Origin of the sequence: Methylobacterium terricola (assembly GCF_006151805.1) — a bacterium.
Lineage (GTDB): Bacteria > Pseudomonadota > Alphaproteobacteria > Rhizobiales > Beijerinckiaceae > Methylobacterium > Methylobacterium terricola.
Map to the genome: position 1 here is coordinate 23,149 of NZ_VDDA01000011.1, position 15,281 is coordinate 38,429.

16 protein-coding genes are annotated in these 15,281 nt (G+C 72.5%); 8 read left to right on the forward strand and 8 right to left on the reverse strand.

Annotation, left to right across the window (positions count from 1 at the left end; all coding sequences use genetic code 11):
• The first annotated feature begins 78 nt into the window (after positions 1-78).
• Genes FF100_RS21405 through FF100_RS21415 form a run of 3 tightly spaced genes read left to right on the forward strand, consistent with a single transcriptional unit; the run spans position 79 to position 1,534 of the window.
• Complete coding sequence (locus FF100_RS21405) at positions 79-438, forward strand: nuclear transport factor 2 family protein (protein ID WP_139037772.1); 360 nt, start codon at positions 79-81, stop codon at positions 436-438.
• Entirely contained in the window at positions 435-1,241 is an 807-nt protein-coding gene (locus tag FF100_RS21410; protein ID WP_139037773.1) for an alpha/beta fold hydrolase, read from the forward strand. Before FF100_RS21405 ends, FF100_RS21410 begins: the two co-directional genes overlap by 4 nt.
• Positions 1,238-1,534 carry a putative quinol monooxygenase gene (locus tag FF100_RS21415; protein WP_139037774.1) on the forward strand — a complete coding sequence of 99 codons (297 nt, stop codon included), beginning with the start codon at positions 1,238-1,240 and terminating at the stop codon, positions 1,532-1,534. Before FF100_RS21410 ends, FF100_RS21415 begins: the two co-directional genes overlap by 4 nt.
• A 140-nt stretch (positions 1,535-1,674) precedes the next feature.
• On the opposite strand, the gene FF100_RS21420 is transcribed toward FF100_RS21415, so the two are convergent.
• From FF100_RS21420 to FF100_RS21435, 4 genes are all read right to left on the reverse strand, one after another.
• Positions 1,675-1,869, reverse strand: a complete 195-nt coding sequence (locus FF100_RS21420; RefSeq protein ID WP_342779018.1) for a Trm112 family protein — start codon at positions 1,867-1,869, stop codon at positions 1,675-1,677.
• A gap of 87 nt (positions 1,870-1,956) precedes the next feature.
• Entirely contained in the window at positions 1,957-2,625 is a 669-nt protein-coding gene (locus tag FF100_RS21425) for an LON peptidase substrate-binding domain-containing protein (protein WP_139037775.1), read from the reverse strand.
• A 144-nt stretch (positions 2,626-2,769) separates the two neighbouring features.
• Positions 2,770-3,678: a thioredoxin gene (trxA, locus tag FF100_RS21430; protein ID WP_139037776.1), complete on the reverse strand. Its 909-nt coding sequence runs from the start codon at positions 3,676-3,678 to the stop codon at positions 2,770-2,772.
• Positions 3,679-3,830: 152 nt separating this feature from the next.
• Positions 3,831-5,138 (reverse strand): MFS transporter, encoded by a 1,308-nt coding sequence (locus FF100_RS21435; protein WP_139037777.1) that lies wholly within the window; start codon positions 5,136-5,138, stop codon positions 3,831-3,833.
• A gap of 114 nt (positions 5,139-5,252) precedes the next feature.
• Here FF100_RS21435 and FF100_RS21440 point away from each other — a divergent pair, with 114 nt between their 5' ends.
• The 5 genes from FF100_RS21440 (at position 5,253) to FF100_RS21460 (ending at position 10,208) form a co-directional block, all read left to right on the forward strand.
• Complete coding sequence (locus FF100_RS21440) at positions 5,253-5,894, forward strand: TetR/AcrR family transcriptional regulator (RefSeq protein WP_139037778.1); 642 nt, start codon at positions 5,253-5,255, stop codon at positions 5,892-5,894.
• 143 nt (positions 5,895-6,037) lie between these two features.
• Positions 6,038-6,925, forward strand: a complete 888-nt coding sequence (locus tag FF100_RS21445) for a CYTH domain-containing protein (RefSeq protein WP_139037779.1) — start codon at positions 6,038-6,040, stop codon at positions 6,923-6,925.
• 466 nt (positions 6,926-7,391) lie between these two features.
• Positions 7,392-8,738 carry a dicarboxylate/amino acid:cation symporter gene (locus FF100_RS21450; protein ID WP_139037780.1) on the forward strand — a complete coding sequence of 449 codons (1,347 nt, stop codon included), beginning with the start codon at positions 7,392-7,394 and terminating at the stop codon, positions 8,736-8,738.
• A gap of 5 nt (positions 8,739-8,743) precedes the next feature.
• Complete coding sequence (locus FF100_RS21455) at positions 8,744-9,667, forward strand: ROK family protein (protein WP_139037781.1); 924 nt, start codon at positions 8,744-8,746, stop codon at positions 9,665-9,667.
• Between the two features lie 52 nt (positions 9,668-9,719).
• A complete protein-coding gene (locus tag FF100_RS21460) occupies positions 9,720-10,208 on the forward strand; it encodes an Lrp/AsnC family transcriptional regulator (protein WP_139037782.1) in 489 nt (162 codons plus the stop codon).
• A gap of 235 nt (positions 10,209-10,443) precedes the next feature.
• On the opposite strand, the gene FF100_RS21465 is transcribed toward FF100_RS21460, so the two are convergent.
• The 4 genes from FF100_RS21465 to FF100_RS21480 are packed head-to-tail and all read right to left on the reverse strand — an operon-like array spanning position 10,444 to position 15,173.
• On the reverse strand, positions 10,444-10,851 hold the full coding sequence (locus FF100_RS21465; protein WP_139037783.1) for a DUF2000 domain-containing protein: 408 nt from the start codon (positions 10,849-10,851) through the stop codon (positions 10,444-10,446).
• A gap of 34 nt (positions 10,852-10,885) precedes the next feature.
• Positions 10,886-11,728, reverse strand: coding sequence for an AraC family transcriptional regulator (locus FF100_RS21470; RefSeq protein WP_139037784.1), 843 nt, complete (start codon positions 11,726-11,728; stop codon positions 10,886-10,888).
• Positions 11,729-11,732: 4 nt separating this feature from the next.
• Positions 11,733-12,389, reverse strand: coding sequence for a YoaK family protein (locus FF100_RS21475; RefSeq protein WP_139037785.1), 657 nt, complete (start codon positions 12,387-12,389; stop codon positions 11,733-11,735).
• A gap of 30 nt (positions 12,390-12,419) precedes the next feature.
• Positions 12,420-15,173, reverse strand: a complete 2,754-nt coding sequence (locus FF100_RS21480) for a bifunctional acetate--CoA ligase family protein/GNAT family N-acetyltransferase (protein ID WP_139037786.1) — start codon at positions 15,171-15,173, stop codon at positions 12,420-12,422.
• Positions 15,174-15,281: the final 108 nt, after the last annotated feature.

Genomic DNA, 15,281 nt, shown 5'->3' on the forward strand with positions numbered 1-15,281 from the left:
GCCCATGACCTGCGAGGTAATCGCCGACTGCGCGATACTCTTCCATGCTGCGGTCTCCCGTTCGGTGAGGAGACAAGCATGAGATCCCCGCTCGAGACAGCCACGGACTATCTGTCGATCTGGAACGAAGGCTCGGCACCCGAGCGTCGACGCCGTCTCGACGCGTGGCACCCGGAGGCCCGCTACCGCGATCCCCTGATGGGTGCCGACGGGCCCGCGGGTGTCGCGGAGATGATCGAGGCCGCGAGGGCGCAGTTTCCGGGGCTCGCGTTCCGCCTGGCGGGCACGCCGGACGGCCACGGCCCGTTCGTCCGCTTCTCCTGGACGCTCGCCCCGGCGGCGGGCGCGCCCGTCGCGTCCGGCACCGATGTCGTGCGGCTCGATGAGACGGGCCGAATCGTCGAGGTGATCGGCTTCCTCGATGGGGGGCAGCCGTGAGCGCGCCCTTCGTCGAGATCGGGGACGGCCACCGGCTCTTCGTGCGGGACTGGGGCCGCGGGTCGCCCGTTCTGCTTCTTGCGGGCTGGGGGATGGATTCGCGGATCTGGGGCGAGGTCATGGTGGCCCTGAATGCCCGTGGCCTGCGCACGCTCGCCTATGACCGCCGTGGGCACGGCCGCTCCACCGATCCGGGGTGGGCCGATACCGATGCACTGGCGGACGATCTGGCGCGGGTTCTCTCGGGCCTCGACCTGCGAGGCGTCACGCTCGTCACCCATTCGGGTGCGGCCGGCGAAGCCATCCGCTACCTCGCGCGGGAGGGAAGCGAGCGGATCGCCCGCCTGATCCTCGTCGGCGCGACGGGGCCTCGCATGCTGGCGGATGGCGATGGCGGTCCCGGATTGACGCCGGACATGGCGACCGTCATGAGGGCGCGCCTGGCGACCGACCTGCCCGGATGGATCGAAGAGGCCATCGATCCCTTCGCGCCCGGGCACCGGGCCGCGCTGGGTGCCTGGATGGCCGGCATGGTGCAGGATACCTCGCGGCGCATCCTGCTCGATTTTCAGGATGCCATCCTCTCGGCCGACCTTCGGCACGAAGCCGCCGGCCTCGCACTGCCGGTCACGCTCATCCACGGCGACTGGGACGTCTCCGCCCCGATCGACCTCACCGCACGGGCGTATGCCCGCCTCATCCCGGGCGCCGAGCTGGTTGTCTATGGCGGCGCGGCGCACGGCGTGATGGTCACGCACGCTGCACGGCTGGCCGACGACATCGCCGAGAGGTGCGCCGCATGAGCGTCGCCTACACCATCACGTTCACGCTCCGGCGGGGCCAGCGGGAGCGGTTCCTGCGGCTCCTGACCGAGGTCATGGAGGCGATGCGCCATGAAGCCACCTACAGGGGAGCCACGCTCCACGAGGATCCGGGCGATCCGGCCCGCTTCCTCCTGCACGACATCTGGGCCGACCACGAGGACGTCGTGAACGTTCAGATCCATCGTCCCTATCGGCAGGCGTGGCACGAGGCGCTGCCGGACCTCTTGCAGGGAGAACGCCGGATCGAGATATGGCGACCGATCGACGCGTGAACCGACGGCCCGGCCTATTGAAGCGTGGGTCCAGGGTACCCCCGCAGGTTCGGACCCCGCCGCGCGGCCCAGGGGATCGGACGAGGCGGAAGCGCCGTCGCGCCTCCCGCCCACGGACCGGCCGGCACTCCGCCCGCCGCTCAATCCGCCAGCGGCCGCGCCTCTTCCGGCAGCATGATCGGGATGCCGTCGCGGATCGGATAGGCGAGCTTGGCCGAGCGGCTGATCAGCTCCTGGCGGGCGGAATCGTAGTCGAGCCGCTCCTTGGTCAGCGGGCAGACCAAGAGCTCGAGCAGCTTCGGGTCGATGCGGGTGGCGTCGAGGGAATCGGTCACGAGGCATCCTTGCGACATGGCGGAACGGGCGTCGCCCATCTCGTTTCGACAGGGGCTTCGCCCCAGGGCCTTACCCCAAAGCGGCGCCTATTGCAGCGTCGGCTCGCTGCCCGATCCCCGCACCAGCTCCATCTCGGTCACGGCGATCAGCACCTCGGCCCGGGTCTTGAGGTCGGGGGCCTCGAGCATCGCCTGCTTCTCGCGCGGGCCGAACGGGCTCATCATGCAGAGCGCGTTGACCAGCGCCTCGTTCGGGGCCTCCTCGATCCCGGCCCAGTCGACCTTGAGGTCGTTGGCGTCGACGAAATCGCGCAGGGCCTTCAGCACCCCGGCGCGGTCGACCGCGTCCTCGCCGGCGCGGGCGTGGAAGTCGCTCTCGAACGGCGCGAAGGTCACCTTGCAGCGGCGGTAGCCCGTGGTGGTGGACAGCTCCTCCTCGATCCGGAACCGGGCGATGCCGGTGAGCGAGATCAGGTAGCGGCCGTCGCCGGTCTCGGCGAACTGGGTGACACGGCCGGCGCAGCCGACCCGGAACAGCTTCGGAGACAGCGGCGTCTCGCCGGACTCGGAATCGGGCTGGATCATGCCGATCACCCGGTCGGTGCGCAACGCGTCGTCGATCATCGCGAGGTAGCGCGGCTCGAAGATGTTCAGCGGCATCTGGCCCCGCGGCAGCAGCAGAGCGCCGGGGAGCGGAAAGACCGGGATCACGCCCGGGCAATCGGCCGGGCCCTTGTAGGCGACGTTCATGCTCATCGGCGTCGCTCCCGCGCGAAACGAAGGGTGCCCCGGGCCCCGTCGTCTCGGGCCCGGGCTCGCATCTGACGTTCTAGGGCGCCAGCCGGCGACGTGGATACCTGTCCGGCGTAATGCCGCGCCGGACTTGGACTTATGGGCGCCCTACGAGAACATCAGGGTCGACAGCTTGCGCCGGCCGCGGATGGTCATCGGGTCCATCGGCCCCCAGGCCTCGAACAGCTGCAAGAGCTGCTTGCGGGCGCCGTCGTCGTTCCAGGTGCGGTCGCGGCGGACGATCTCGATCAGCTGGTCGACCGCCTCCTGCTGCTTGCCCTTGGCGTTGAGGCCGAGCGCGAGGTCGAAGCGGGCCTGGTAATCGGCCGGGTCGGCGTCGATCCGCTGCTGCAGGCCGGCAAGGTCGCCGAGGGCGGCGGCCTGCTCGGCGAGCTCGATCGCCGCGCGGACCGCTGCGATCGCCGGGTCCTTGGCGGCCTCGGGCGGCGCCGCGTCGAGGAAGTGGCGGGCGCCCTCGAGGTCGCCGCGGTCGAGGACAAGGCGGGCGAGCGCCGCGATGGCGCCGGCATGGCCGGGCTCTTGGGCGAGCACCGCGGCGTAGATCTCGGCGGCGGCCTCCGTGTCGCCCTCCTCGGCCACGGCGGTCGCCTCGGCCATCAGGTCCTCGACCGCGGTCGGCCCGAGGGGGCCGACCAGGCGCTCGATGAAGGCCTTGATCTGGCCCTCGGGCAGGGCGCCCATGAAGCCGTCGACCGGCTGGCCGCGCTGGAACGCGATCACCGCCGGGATCGACTGGATGCCGAGCTGGCCGGCGATCTGGGGATGCTCGTCGATGTTCATCTTGACGAGCTTCACCTTGCCGCCAGCATCCTTGACGGCCTTCTCGATGACCGGCGTGAGCTGCTTGCACGGCCCGCACCACGGCGCCCAGAAATCGACCAGCACCGGCTGCTGCAGCGATTCCTGCATCACGTCCTGGCGGAAGGTCGCGGTGGTGGTGTCCTTGATCAGGGCGCCCGCTGGGGCGGTACCGGCCGCGGGAGTGTCGGTGAGCATCGATGACCTCGGGAGAACGGCCTTCACGTCGCGAGCCCTGTCGGCCCGTCGAACAGATGGGGTAGACCGGGCGCCCCGACCAGGGCAAGGCGCGCGAAGCCGAGAGGGGAAAAGGACAATCGGGTGCGGGACGCCACGCGTCCCGCACATCCTCACGCGGCCGCCGGGGCCGCCTGGCGCATCCGGCCGATCATCAGCGACATCAACGCCGCCATCAGGGCGGTGAGGCCGGCGGCGAGGAACGCCTCGAGGTAGCGGCCTTCCGAGGCCCGCACCAGGCCGGCGCCGAAGGCGGCGGTGGCGGCCCCGAGCTGGTGGCCGGCGGCGATCCAGCCGAACACGATCGGGGCGTCGCGCTCGCCGAAGGCCTCGTTGGCGAGCCGCACCGTCGGCGGCACCGTGGCGATCCAGTCGAGGCCGTAGAACACCGCGAAGATCGACAGGCTGTAGAACGAGAAGTCGGTGAAGGGCAGCGCCATCAGCGACAGGCCGCGCAGGCCGTAATAGACGAAGAGCAGCTTGCGCGGGTCGTAGCGGTCGGTGAGCCAGCCCGAGCCGGTGGTGCCGATGAGGTCGAACACCCCCATCAGGGCGAGGAGGCCGGCGGCCCGCACCTCCGGGATGCCCTGGTCGGCGCAGAACGAGATCAGGTGGGTGCCGACCAGCCCGTTGGTGGTGAGCCCGCAGATGAAGAAGGTGCCGAACAGGAGCCAGAAATCGCCCTTGCCGCTGGCCCGCACCAGCCCGTCGATCGCCGCCCGGAACGGGTTGGCGCGCCGCGGCGGCTCGGAGGCGGTGCCCGGCGCCGCACCATAGGGGGTGAGGCCGATATCCGAGGGCCGCTCCGGCAGCAGCCAGGCGACGAGCGGGATCAGCGCCGCGATGGCGCAGGCGACGGTGAGCACCACCGGCTGCCAGCCGCCGGCTTGCGCGATCGCCGCGAGCCCGGGGAGGAACACGAGGGTGCCGGTGGCGGTGCTGGCGGTGAGCAGCCCCATGAACAGGCCGCGGCGCACCGCGAACCAGCGGTTCACCACGGTGGCGCCGAGCACGATGGCGACGCAGCCGCTGCCGAGGCCCGACAGCACGCCCCAGGTCGCGACGAGGTGCCAGGGCTCGCTCATCAGGGCACTGAGGGCCGTCGAACTCGCCATCAACGCCAGCGCGCAGAGGAGCGTGCGGCGGATGCCGAAGCTCTGCATCAGCGCCGCCGCGAACGGCCCGACGAGCCCGTACAGGAAGATGCCGAGCCCGGCGGCGAAGGAGGTGGTGGAGCGGCTCCAGCCGAAGGCCTGCTCCAGCGGCAGGATCAGCACGCCCGGCGAGGCCCGCAGGCCCGCCGCCGCCAGCAGGCACAGGAAGATCACCCCCACCACCACGAAGGCGTAGTTCTGGCCGAAGGGCCGCGGCCGGTGGGGGGCAGGGGAGGCGAGGCCCTGCGGCGACAACGTCGAACTCATGCTGGAACACCCTCCCCGAATCATGTTAGGACGTTACGTACCGGTCAGTAACATCGTCAAGGGGTCACAGGCCGTGGGAGCCGAGGCGATGACGCAGGCGAGAGAGTGACGCGGATGGCGGACGGGCGGAATGCCGACGGCACTGCGCCGGCCCGGGCCGGCGACCGGATCCGGGCGGCCGCGCGCGAGCTGTTCTACAGCCGCGGCATCCGGGGCGTCGGCGTCGACGAGATCGTGGCCCGGGCCGGCGTCACGAAGCCGAGCCTGTATCGCGGCTTCGCCTCGAAGGACGCGCTCGTCGTCGCCTGCCTGGAGGATTACGCCGCCGGCCTCGTCGGCCGGCTCGACGAGGCGCTGGCGGCCCATCCGGGCGACCCGCGGGCGGGCCTCGTCGCCTTCCTGTCCGGCATCGCCGGGCGCAGCGCCCGGCCGGGCTTTCGCGGCTGCGGCCTCACCAACGCCCTCGTCGAGTACCCGGAGGCCGATCACCCGGTCCGCGAGTCGGTGCGCGCCAGCAAGCGCGCGCTCCATGCCCGTCTCGCCGCGGTGGCCGGCTCGGCCGGCGCCGCGGCGCCGGAGCCCCTCGCCGACGCGCTGCTGCTCCTCATCGAGGGGGCCTTCGCTTGCGGCCAGATCTTCGGCACCGAGGGGCCGAACCGCTCGCTCGGCCTCGCCGCGGAGGCCCTGATCACCGCGAACCTGGCACGACCGGCCGGATGCGCCAGCAACCCCTCCAACGGCCCCGCCGCTCGATAGAATTTGGTCAATAAACCGGGGGGCAGCGGAACCATGGTCTTGATTCTGTCGCCGTGATCGGTCGATACGCGAGAGTTGACGCCGATCGCGGCCGATAGCCTCTTAGGCTGCCTCTTGGCCGCGACCCCCGTGGAGTTGAGCGTATGACCCTCGTACGACGTTTCCAGGTTGCGCCGGCGCTGGTCCGCCTGATCCGCAAGGAGCGCGGCTCCTCCCGCATCACCGAAGGCTATTTCCCGCCCCAATCCGGCCGGACCTCGTTCGTGCGCGTCGATGGCGGCCAGTGCCATCTCGTCCTCGTCACCTCCGACGGCGGCGCCTCGAGCGAGGAGCGCACCGAGGTGCCGCGCGCCCATGGCGACGCGCTGCTCGATGTCTGCGCCGGCCGCGCCGCCTACGACCGCACCCAGGTGGCGCTCGGCAACGGCCGCGACGTGCTGGTCGACCGCTACGTCGCCCCCGCCCATGTCGACGTCGTCTCGGTGGTGTTCGACAATCCCGACGAGGCCAACGGCTTCCCGGTCCCGCCCTGGTTCGGACCCGAGGTCAGCACCGACCCGGCCTACGAGGGCCGCAGCATCGCCCTCCAGGGCGTGCCGCAGCCGGGCGAGATCGCGCTCTCCAACGCCGCCCTCGATGCAGTGCTCGACCTGATCGAGCCGCGCTACGGCTTCGGCCGCTACGCCGCCCCGAGCCGCAACGGCGACGATGGCGTCGTCAACGCGCTGCGCCGCATCGCGACCCCGCCGGCCCCCGAGCCGACGCCGCCCCCGCCGCCCCAGGCCGAGGCGTCGCCCGAGCCGGTCCACGAGCCGGCGCCGCCCCCGCCGCCCCAGGCCGAAGCGCGGCCGGAGCCGACCCCGCCGCCGCCGCCGGAGCCCCACCCGGATACCCGCATCGACGACGTGATCGAGAGCCTGTCCCAGGCGCTCGGCGCCGCGGTGCCGGGTGGCGACGCGGCCCGCGACGACGGGACCCCGAACTTCGAGCGCTGGACCGTGCGCCCGCGCCGGACCCAGCCAACGCCCTGAGCGCCGCGGCCGGCCGTCATCCGTCGTATCATCGGACATCCCGGGTTCCGCCCTGCCGGAGCCCGGGATTTTTCATGGCCGCGACCTGGGTGCGGTCCCGCGGTCGCCAACCGCGCGCGACGAATCCGCCCCGCACGATCGAACCGCCCGCCGTAATCCATTGGGCCGTTGACGCCGCCGCACGCGCACGGCATGCCGCGTCCGGCCCGGGTCCCAGCCCTGTCGCGCGAAGGTGATCGCGGGGCAGGATGGCGTCCGGGCCGGACCGGTCCGGATGTCCTCAAGGTATCGGGACCGGAATGGGGAGGGCCGGCAGGTTCTCTAAAAATTTCGACTTGGACGGCACGGCGCGGACTTCCTACACTGTCCGGGTCCGCGGGCCGTCCGACACACGACAGTCACGCGGCCAAGGCCGCACAGCGACGGCCGCTCGCGCGCCGGCCGGCACCGTGGGGAGAGAACGAACATGCAGCACGCCACGCCCGCCGCGGCGGCCCCGGGCTCGTCGCAGCCCTGGTACAGGGTCCTCTACATCCAGGTCCTGATCGCCATCGCGCTCGGCGTCCTGCTCGGCTACGTCGCGCCCGACACCGCCAAGGCGATGAAGTGGCTGGGTGACGCCTTCATCGCGCTCATCAAGATGATGATCGCGCCGATCATCTTCTGCACCATCGTGCACGGCATCGCGTCGATCGGCGACCTCAAGAAGGTCGGCCGGGTCGGCCTGAAGGCGCTGATCTACTTCGAGGTCGTGTCCTCGCTCGCCCTGGTGATCGGCGTCGTCGTCGGCGAGATCGTGCAGCCGGGCGCCGGGTTCGGCGTCGATCCGGCGAAGCTCGACGCCAAGGCGGTCGCCGGCTACGCCAGCAAGGCGCAGGCCGATTCGACGATCGCCCACATCATGGCGATCATCCCCAAGAGCTACTTCGACGCCTTCGCGGGCGGCGACCTGCTGCAGATCCTGCTGATCGCGGTGCTGACCGGCGTGGTCATCACGGGTCTCGGCGAGCGCGGCAGGCCGGCGATCCACGCCATCGAGGCGGCGGGCGAGATCTTCTTCCGCATCATCGGCATGATCGTGAAGCTGGCGCCGATCGGCGCCTTCGGCGCCATGGCCTACACGATCGGCGAGTACGGCATCGGCAAGCTCGGCAACCTCGCCGGCCTCGTCGCCACCTTCTACCTCACCAGCCTGCTCTTCGTGCTGGTGGTGCTCGGCCTGATCGCGCGCTTCTCCGGCTTCTCGATCATCAAGTTCCTGGCCTACATCAAGGACGAGCTCCTGATCGTGCTCGGCACCTCCTCGTCCGAGACGGTGCTGCCGCACATGATGCAGAAGATGAAGCGCCTCGGCGCCTCGGATTCGGTGGTCGGCCTCGTCATCCCGACCGGCTACTCGTTCAACCTCGACGGCACCAACATCTACATGACGCTGGCGACCCTGTTCCTGGCGCAAGCCGTCGGGGCGGATCTCAGCTTCGGGCAATACGCCACCATCATCGCGGTCGCGATGCTGACCTCGAAGGGCGCCTCGGGCGTCACCGGCGCCGGCTTCGTGACGCTGGCGGCGACGCTGGGCGCCATTCCCGGCAACCCGGTGCCGGTGGCCGCGATGGCGCTGATCCTCGGCATCGACAAGTTCATGTCGGAGTGCCGCGCGCTCACCAACCTCGTCGGCAACGGCGTCGCCTGCGTGGTGGTCAGCCGCTGGGAGGGCGAGCTCGATCCGGTCAAGCTGCGCGAGGTGATGGCCAACCCCGTCGCCATCGGCACCGCGATCGCCGACGAGAAGCCGGTCCCGGTCGCGCCCTGACGGCGATGGCGGCTTTGCGCATCGGCATCGATCTCGGCGGCACCAAGATCGCCGGGATCGCCCTCGACGAGACCGGCCGGGTGCTGGCCGAGCGGCGGGTCGCGACCCCACGGGGCGATTACGACGCCTCGCTCCGGGCCATCGCGGCCCTCGTCGCGGCGCTGGAGGGGCAGGCCGGCGGGAGCGGCACGGTCGGACTCGGCATTCCCGGCGCCCTGGTGCCGGCGACCGGCCGGGTCAAGAACGCCAACTCGACCTGGCTCAACGGCCGGCCGCTCGGCGCCGACCTCGCAGCGCGTCTCGCTCGCCCGGTGCGGCTCGAGAACGACGCCAACTGCCTCGCGGTGTCGGAGGCCGTCGACGGGGCGGGGCAGGGGGCGGGCGTGGTCTGGGCGGTGATCCTCGGCACCGGCGTCGGGTCCGGGATCGCGCTCGCGGGCCGGGCCCTGTCCGGGCGCGGGCGCATCGCCGGGGAATGGGGCCACAACCCGCTGCCGCACCCGCGCGACGACGAGCGTCCGGGCCCGGCCTGCTATTGCGGCCGCCACGGCTGCCTCGAGACCTGGCTCTCCGGCCCGGGCCTCGCCGCCGACCACGCGCGGCGCACCGACCGGGCGATGACCGGCGAGGCGATCGTCGCGGCGATGCGCCGGGGCGACGCGGCGGCGCGCGAGACCTTCGCCGCCTGGCTCGACCGTCTCGCGCGCGGGGTTGCGGGCGTCGTCAACGTGCTCGATCCGGACGTGATCGTGCTCGGCGGCGGCCTCTCGACCATTTCCGAGATCTACGACGCCCTGCCGGGGCGCGTCGCCCCGCACGTCTTCGGCGGCGGCTTCGACACCCCGATCCGTCAGAGTCGCCACGGCGACGCCTCGGGGGTGCGCGGGGCGGCGTGGCTGTGGAACGATTCGGATGGGTCTGCCGCCTAGGGCGTGATAGACGGCCGTTCCGACCGCGTTTCACCCCGGATGAGGCAGGACCGTGCCGGCCAGACCCGTCGACCTCGATCCGGCCTCGATCCGCATCCTCGAGCACCTGCAGCAGGACAGCGAGGTCGGCATCGGCGAGCTTGCCGAGGCGGTCGGGCTCTCGACCTCGCCGTGCTGGCGCCGGGTCGCCGACCTCAAGGCCCGGGGGATCATCCGGCGCTGCGTCGCCGTGGCCGACCCGCAGGCGCTCGGCCTCCACGTCAACGTGTTCGTCCACGTCTCGCTGGAGAAGCAGACCCAGGCCGCTCTCCAGGCCTTCTCCGACGCCATCCGTCACCGGCCGGAGGTGATGGAGTGCTACCTGATGAGCGGCGAGGCCGACTACATGCTGCGGGTCGTGGTCGAGGACCTGGCTGAATACCAGCGCCTGATCGTCGATCACCTGACCCGGATCCCCGGCGTGGCGAAGATCCGGTCGAGCTTCGCGCTCGATCAGGTGAAATACACTACGGCCCTGCCGCTGGATCATCTGAAGGGATGACGGTGCGTGTCCGGATTTTTCGGCAGACGATCCCGCTCCGGAAACCCTCCGCGTCATCCTGGGGCACGACGAAGCCGGGAGCCCGGGATCCGTATCGGCTGAATGCCGGCGGAGGCGACCGGCGTTCCGCTGCGTCCTCGACCGTCGGCGGTGATGGATCCCGGATCCCGCGGTCGCGGCCCCGGGACGACGCGGAAATCGTCGCGATCGGGTCGATCGTGGTGACGTCGGCGTCTCACGGGTGCAACGCCGCCCCCTTCGCCGCCTTGTCGACATCCTTCCTCGGGCCGTGCAGGGCGAGGCCGACGAGGTCGGGCGCGTCGGCGGGCTCCTTTTGGAACACCGCCCGGTTGGCGGCGTCGTCCCCGGTCTCGAACATCGCCCGCACATAGGCGCTGCGGGTCAGGTCGCGCTGGATCGCCTGCTGCCAGGCCCGTTGCAGCACCTCGGTGGAGGCGGAGAGAATCAGGATCGGCTGGCCGAGCAGGCGGGCATGGGCGCGCCCGGCGGCGTCGCGATAGGGCTCGCCCATGGCGTCGGGCACGGCCCCGGCGATGCCGGTCGCCAGGAACGCGGTGACGTTCAGCTTCTGCCACATGGCCAGGTCGTCGCGGACCAGGACCGCCACCTTGGTGTCGAACATCGGCGTCTTTCCCTGCGGGTGATCGACCGCAGGGCTAACCGAGCCCGGCCGGCGCGTCTGGAACGTTCGTGCGCCCGCTCCGGTAGACGGCCGGGGTGAGCCCATAGGCGCGGCGGAACCAGCGGCCGAGATGGCTCTGGTCGGCGAAGCCGGCATCGAGGGCGGCGTCCGCCGGCGGAACCCCGTCGCGCAGGAGCGCCCGGGCCCGGGCCAGCCGCAGCTCGACCAGGCAGGCATGCGGCGAGGTGCCGAAGCGCCGGCGGAAGGCCCGGGCGAGCTGGAACCGGTCGGCGGCGCCGGCCGCTTGCGCGAGCGCGTCGAGACCGAAGGCCGTCGCGGCATGGGCCTGGAGGAACGCCATCGCCCGCTCGGCGACGACCGGATCGCCGGCCGGTGCCGGAGCGGGCTCGGCGGCGCCGAGGTGGCGGCGCAAGTGCCGCGCGAGGTCGTCGAGGGCCGCATCGGTCGCGAGCGGTGAGGCGGCCTCGAACACGGCCCGGCAGGCCTGGCCGATCGCGTCGCCGAGCCGACGGTCGTCGGCCAGCGTGCGGCGAAAGCCGATCCCCATATCGCTCCCGCCCATGGCACGGCGCAGCCAAGCCTGCGGCAGGTACAGCATGCTGTAGCGGAAGCCCGGCGCCTGCAGGGCCTGCCCGTCGTGGCGCTCGCCCGGCTCGATCAGGATCACCCGCCCGGCCGTGCTCTGCCGGCGGGCGCCGCGGCAGTAGAAATCCTGGATGCCGTCATGGGTCACGCCGACCAGCCACTCGTCGTGGTGGTGCATGTCGTAGGCGTGGCCGTGGAACCGCGCCGTCACCGCCTCGATGCCGCTCGCCGGCTCGCGCCGGAGGTGGAGAAAGTCGTGCGGGCCGGCCATCCCGTCACGCCCCCGCCCGCACGGCCCGGCCGACCGCCACGGCGAGCACCAGCCCGACGCCGAGAACCGGCGCCACCAGCGCCTCGAGCCCGTAGCCGCGATAGGCCAGGGCCCCCGCCACCGCCCCGCTGACCAGGGCGAGCCAGGTGCAGGCATCCGGCACCCAGCCGAAGGCCGGCCCGACCCGCGCGGCGGCCTGGGCGAGGGTGTGGCTGAGGCTGTAGAGGGTGCCGGTCACGAAGGTGACGCCGGGCCGGAAGCCCGCGCTCCGGCGGAGCGCCGCGTTCTGCGCCCCCATGGCGGCGGCGAGCAGCGGCGCGGCCGGGCCCCCGAGGGACGGGCTCAGCGCCGTGGAGAGGGCCGCGACGAGGAAAACGGCCTCCAGGCCGAGCACTGCCGCCGGACCCCAGCGCCCGGGCAGGCGCAGCGAGACCAGGCTGCCGGAAAAGCCGCCCGCGAGGAAGGACACGAACAGCAGGGCGATCTCCCAGGCGACCGGGTGGCCGGGCTGGGTCAGCGAGACCGCGAACTGGGTCGAGTTGCCGCTCATGAACGAGGTGTAGAGCCCGTCGAGCCGCAGGAAGCCGACGGCGTCGACGAATCCGGCGGCGGCGGTGAGGAGCAGGCCGCCGGCGATGTCGGGGGGAGGGGTGTCGCGCATACGGGAGCAGGGTCTTGCGAGAGCCGAATCTCAAGGGGAGGGCGCGGCACTCTCCCCCGTCAGCGCCCGCCGCACCAGCATCAGGTCGGGGTCGGACGGGTCCGTCCTCACCGTGAAGCCGAGCTTGCGGCACATCGCCAGCATGGTGGTGTTCTCGCGCAGCACCTGCCCCTCGACGTGGGCCAAGCCCTCGTCCTTCGCCCAGTCGAGCATCAGCCCCATCAGCGACCAGCCGAGGCCGAGGCCCTTGAGGTCGGACCGGACCAGGATCGCATATTCGCCGGTCTCGTGGTTGGCATCGGCGTGGAGGCGCACCGCCCCCATCATCGTGCCGGTCGCCTCCTCGATCGCCACGAAGGCGATGGCCCGGGCGTAATCGAGCTGGGTGAGCCGCGCCAGGAAGGCGTGGCTGAAGTCGCGCACCGGGGCGAAGAAGCGCAGGCGCAGGTCCTCGGCGCTGACCTGCCGGAAGAACGTCTCGAACAGCCCCTCGTCCTCGGCCCGCACCGGCCGCACCAGGACCGCCTGCCCGTCGCGGACGATGCGGCGCTCCCAGGCGCGGGGATAGGGTCGCACGGCGAAGCGGGCATGGCTCGGGCCGGCCCCCGCGTCGCGCCGGCGCTCGGGCGGCAGCGGTCCCACGGCGGCGCGGGCATCCAGCGCGATGACGCCGTCGCGGTCGGCGAGCAGGGGGTTGATGTCGAGCTCGCGCAGTTCGGGCAGGTCGGCGGCGAGCTGGCCGAGCTTGACCAGCACCAGGGCGACCGCCGCCTCGTCGGCCGCCGCCACGTCGCGGTAGGCCTTGAGCCGGCGCGCCACCCGGGTCCGCCCGATCAGGTCGGCGGCGAGGCGCCGGTCGAGGGGCGGCAGGGCGAGCGCCCGGTCGTCGATCACCTCGACGGCGGTGCCGCCGCGGCCGAACACCACGACCGGGCCGAAGACCGGATCGTCGACGAGGCCGGCGATCAGCTCGCGGGCCTGCGTGCGCCGCAGCATCGCCTGGACGACGAAGCCAGTGACCCGGGCCTCGGGCCGCTCCCGCGCCACCCGGGCCAGCATCTCGGCGGCGGCCTCCCGCACCGCCGCCTCGCTGGTCAGGCCGAGCCGCACGCCGCCGACATCGGACTTGTGCACCACGTCCGGCGAGGCGAGCTTGAGCGCCACCGTGCCCCCGGCGGCGATGATCGGCCAAGCGGCCTCCGCCGCCGCGTCGGCGTCGGGCACGAGGGTCAGCGGCTGGGTCGGGATGCCGTAGGCGGCGAGCAGGCCGGCCATCTCCCGCGGGTCGAGCCAGGTGCGGCCCTCGGCGAGCACCCGATCGACGATCGTCCGGGCGGCACCGGCATCCGGCACGAGATCGTCGGGCAGGACCGCCGGGGTGGTGGTGAGGTCGTCCTGCGCCGCGCGGTACCGCACCAGATGGGTGAAGCCCTCGACCGCGTCGGCGTCGGTGGCGAAGCGCGGGATGCCGGCCTGGCTCAGGATCTCGCCGGCGGCCTCGTCGCCGACGGTGACGGCGAAGACCGGCCGGGCGCGGAAGCTGCCCTTGCGGCCCCGTTGCACCGCCTCGACGATCTCGGTGGCGACCGCGCTGCCGCCGGAGAGCGCCGTCGGCACGTTGATGACCAGCACCGCGTCGTTGTCGCGGTCGGCGAGCAGCGCCTCGAGCGTTGCGGCGTAGCGCGGCCCGTCGGCATCGGCGCCGATATCGACCGGGTTGCGCCAGGCCTCCGCGGTGGTGCCCGGCACCGCGGCGGCGAGGCGCTCCCGCGTCGCGCCGGAGAGGCCCGCCAGGCTGCCGCCGAGATCCAGCAGCCGGTCGACCGCGATGGCGCCGACGCCGCGGCCATTGGCGAGGATCGCCAGGCGCCGCCCCGGGAACGGCCGCTGGCGCCCCAGGGTCTCGACGGCCGAGAACATCTCGTCGAGATCCTGCACCCGCAGGAGCCCGGCGCGGCGGAAGGCGGCGTCGTACACCGCGTCGGTCCGCGCCAAAATTCCCGTATGCGTGATGCCGGGATGGCGGGGACCGCCCTCCACCGCCGAGGGGGCGTCGTGCCGCCCGGAGCGGAGCACCACCACGGGCTTTGCCCGCGCGGCGGCCCGGGCCGCCGACATGAATTTCGGCGCATCCGTGACGGTGCCGATCGAGAGCAGGATCGCCCGCGTATGGATGTCGGCGGCGAAGTGGTCGAGGCAATCGGCGATGTCGACGTCGACGGCGTTGCCGAGGGAGACGATGCCCGAGAAGCCGGTGCCGCGCCCCTGCGCCCAGGCGACGATGCCGGCCGCCACCGTGCGCGACTGCGAAATCAGCGCCAGGTCGCCGGGGAGCGGCGCCCGAGCGAGCAGGCTCGCGTTGAGCGCCGCGTTCGGCACCGCCAGCCCCATGCTGTCGGGGCCGACGAGGCGCAGGGAATGGCGCCGCGCCGCCGCCCGCGCCGCCTCGGCGAGGGAATCCGGACCGCTGCCGAGGCCGGTGGTGATGACGATCGCCGCGCCGCAGCCCTTGCGGCCCGCTGCCTCGACGACGTCCGGCACCGTCTCCGGGGGCGTGACGATCACCACGAGATCGGCCGGCTCGGGCAAGTCGGCGAGGTCGGCGAAGGCCTGGACGCCGTCGACGCTGTCGTGGCGCGGGTTCACCGGCCAGATCGGCCCCGTGAAGCCCGCCTCGCGCAGGTTGCGCAGGATCGCGGCGCCGAACGCGTTCGGCCGCGCGCTCGCGCCCACCAGCGCCACGGAGCGCGGGGCGAGGAGCCTGTCGAAACGGTAGGTGCTCATGGGGCGTCTCGTCGGGCGTCCGGCGTCGGCGGCGGGTCTGGCAGGACTTCTGAGGGGCGGCGTCCGTCCCGCAGGTAGGGCGGCGGCCGCCCCAGGTCACGCGGGGCG

What these genes read in the sequence shown, in the direction of transcription:
- FF100_RS21405 (WP_139037772.1), top strand. Translation starts at nt 79, where the DNA reads ATGAGATCCCCGCTCGAGACAGCCACGGACTATCTGTCGATCTGGAAC.
- FF100_RS21415 (WP_139037774.1), top strand. Translation starts at nt 1,238, where the DNA reads ATGAGCGTCGCCTACACCATCACGTTCACGCTCCGGCGGGGCCAGCGG.
- FF100_RS21425 (WP_139037775.1), bottom strand. Translation starts at nt 2,625, where the DNA reads ATGAGCATGAACGTCGCCTACAAGGGCCCGGCCGATTGCCCGGGCGTG.
- trxA (WP_139037776.1), bottom strand. Translation starts at nt 3,678, where the DNA reads ATGCTCACCGACACTCCCGCGGCCGGTACCGCCCCAGCGGGCGCCCTG.
- FF100_RS21435 (WP_139037777.1), bottom strand. Translation starts at nt 5,138, where the DNA reads ATGAGTTCGACGTTGTCGCCGCAGGGCCTCGCCTCCCCTGCCCCCCAC.
- FF100_RS21440 (WP_139037778.1), top strand. Translation starts at nt 5,253, where the DNA reads ATGGCGGACGGGCGGAATGCCGACGGCACTGCGCCGGCCCGGGCCGGC.
- FF100_RS21445 (WP_139037779.1), top strand. Translation starts at nt 6,038, where the DNA reads ATGACCCTCGTACGACGTTTCCAGGTTGCGCCGGCGCTGGTCCGCCTG.
- FF100_RS21450 (WP_139037780.1), top strand. Translation starts at nt 7,392, where the DNA reads ATGCAGCACGCCACGCCCGCCGCGGCGGCCCCGGGCTCGTCGCAGCCC.
- FF100_RS21455 (WP_139037781.1), top strand. Translation starts at nt 8,744, where the DNA reads ATGGCGGCTTTGCGCATCGGCATCGATCTCGGCGGCACCAAGATCGCC.
- FF100_RS21465 (WP_139037783.1), bottom strand. Translation starts at nt 10,851, where the DNA reads ATGTTCGACACCAAGGTGGCGGTCCTGGTCCGCGACGACCTGGCCATG.
- FF100_RS21470 (WP_139037784.1), bottom strand. Translation starts at nt 11,728, where the DNA reads ATGGCCGGCCCGCACGACTTTCTCCACCTCCGGCGCGAGCCGGCGAGC.
- FF100_RS21475 (WP_139037785.1), bottom strand. Translation starts at nt 12,389, where the DNA reads ATGCGCGACACCCCTCCCCCCGACATCGCCGGCGGCCTGCTCCTCACC.
- FF100_RS21480 (WP_139037786.1), bottom strand. Translation starts at nt 15,173, where the DNA reads ATGAGCACCTACCGTTTCGACAGGCTCCTCGCCCCGCGCTCCGTGGCG.